Below are 2,447 nucleotides of genomic sequence, written 5' to 3'. Positions count from 1 at the left end.
TGTTTTTGGCAAGTAAGAAATGTAGCAAATGGCAATTAAAAATGTACCACTTGCCAACCCCTAAATTATTTACCGTGTAATAGCGATTCTTTGTATCGATGGCTTTCGCCATTGAAGACGATCAAATGAGAGTGATGAATCAAGCGATCAATAACTGCCTCTGTTAAAATTGGATCACCAAATATATGATTCCATTGGCCAAACTGTAGGTTGGTCGTGATAATAATACTTTTTCTTTCGTAGCACATGGAGATAATCTGAAATAGCAGTTCTGCACCTTGTTTATGCAGAGGAATATACCCCAGTTCGTCGAGTATTAACAGATCTAGCTTCTCAATATGGTTAAAGAATCGGCTCAACGAGCCAGTCTCGTGAGCGTCTAGCAGCCGATTGACTAATCCAGCGACAGTAAAGAACTTTATCTTTTTCCCTTGCTGCTGAATGGCATTTAAGCCAATCAGAGTGGATAAGTACGTTTTCCCCGTTCCCACACCGCCATAAAAGATCAGATTTTCTTTCTCCTCTATAAATCCACCATGAAGGATATGATCCTGCGTGAGACCTTGTCCCATCTGAATATGACCCCATTCAAATGGCTTTCCTGTTATTCTTGGCAAGGAAGATTGTTTAAAGAGCAGATTGATTTTCCGTACTTCTCGTTGTTGTATCTCGTTTTCTAGTATTTTGAGTAAGTACTCTTCATTTGTAGTAGCTTCAACCTCATGGAAATGTTGCCGAACCCAACTCAACTTGAGACGCTTTGAATATTCTTTTATCAATGCATCCACTAGTGATGACCTCCCGTTCCCTTAAAAAATTCATTGTAATGGGCTAATCCTCTAGTGGCTGTTGGAACGGCAGGAACAAAACCTTTCGGTTGGATGGTATCCCTTTGCCCACGGCCATTCATGAGTTGATAATAGATCTGCTTAATAGAATCAACGGCTGGGTGACCATTCTCAGAGGCAAGCTGCAAAGCTTGCGTGGGTATTTTCATATCATCGTTTTTTAAAATGACGGATAGTAGCTGGAGAGCTTCTTGCTTCTCTGGGACCGTGCAATTCGAGAGATAGACTTGCCATTCGATTGGCAATTGTTCATAAAAACTTGTGTATTTAATAGCAGTTGGCCGTTTTGCCATCAATATCAAATATGGCTGCCAAATCACTGATTTTGGCTCTTTGCCATACAGCCTGGGATGCTGTACGATCAGCTCATATTCTTCAGTTAAAATATCGACTCGGTCAAATGAGATCTTTGCCAAAACCATACATTTGGCAAAACGGGGAGACGTTGAGTAGAGTTTATTTTCGACTCGGATATATCCGTATTTATCCGCTTTTACTCGTTCATATCGGATACAATCAAACTCTTTGGCAGGTAATTGAAGAAGGTGTTCCTTGTCTGCCAAATATAGTTCGGAAAGCATGGTTTCTTTCACATAATGAGGTCTCTCCCGATCTTTCTCGGCTTTTTTCCAAAGGGTTTCGTTTAGCTGATCAAGATTGTGTATCTGCAACTCAGGAAGCAGGAAGTTGTTGCGAACGTACTTGACCATCGCCTCTACGTGCCCTTTTTCATTGCCACTACCGGGATTGCAAAACTCGTATTCAAAGTCATAATGAAAAACGAAGTTTTGAAATTCCTCCGTCAGTTCACGCTGACCATTTGGCATGATCTTTTTCACCGCTGGTGATAAATTATCAAATCGAATGACCTTTGGAACTCCACCTATATAGTGAAAGATACGCTTTAATCCCTCCAGAAAGCATTCTCGATTCTGAGACTGGAAAACTTGAAAGTAGAACGTGTTGCTATAAGGAAACGAGAGAACGAGGAATGGCAAGGTAACACTTTCTCCCTGATATTTGAATGGTGCTTCTCCAAAATCAACTTGAGCTGATCCAGGTCTCGTTTCCAATGGCAATGCCGCAGCATCACTTGTCTCCGCTAACTGGTGCTTACGTTGGGAAACATATTGTCTGACAGAGCGAGATGATCCTGTAAATTGGTATTCCTCCACTAATTGCGTGAACAAGCGTTGTGCTGTTCTTCGGAACTTCTTTTTCTTGTTCAAGTCCTCTTTGATCCATTGATCAAGAATAGGTTTAACGGGCTCCATGACTCTAGCTTTTCGAATTTGCTTGGGCTTTTCTTGTAGATTGAAATCATCCATTTCTGCATACTTCTGAACCGTCCTTGAATCACGATTCATTTGTTTGGCAATCTTGCTATAAGCTCGCCCTTTTTTGTTTGCCTCATGCCTGATATAATTAATTTCTGCCACTGCTAACATCTCCTAACTTTATACCTCCCGTCGTCTGTAATGCCCAACAGGAGTGTATTTTGATAAGGGGATGTTGGCAAGTGGTTTTTTAATTTATGCAGCCCCTACGGGTCTGCATAAATTAACTGCCATAACCTACATTTTTAGTCTGCCATAAACA

2 protein-coding genes are annotated in these 2,447 nt (G+C 41.1%); both read right to left on the bottom strand.

The window, feature by feature from the left end; all coding sequences use genetic code 11:
• Positions 1-65: 65 nt before the first annotated feature.
• On the bottom strand, positions 66-788 hold the full coding sequence (gene istB / locus JOD01_RS19535) for an IS21-like element helper ATPase IstB (protein WP_122915621.1): 723 nt from the start codon (positions 786-788) through the stop codon (positions 66-68).
• Entirely contained in the window at positions 788-2,296 is a 1,509-nt protein-coding gene (gene istA, locus JOD01_RS19530) for an IS21 family transposase (RefSeq protein WP_024985313.1), read from the bottom strand. Before istA ends, istB begins: the two co-directional genes overlap by 1 nt.
• Positions 2,297-2,447 lie beyond the last annotated feature (151 nt).

It is taken from the genome of Brevibacillus fulvus (assembly GCF_016908525.1).
Lineage (GTDB): Bacteria > Bacillota > Bacilli > Brevibacillales > Brevibacillaceae > Brevibacillus_G > Brevibacillus_G fulvus.
This window is presented reverse-complemented; position numbering and strand designations above follow the sequence as displayed.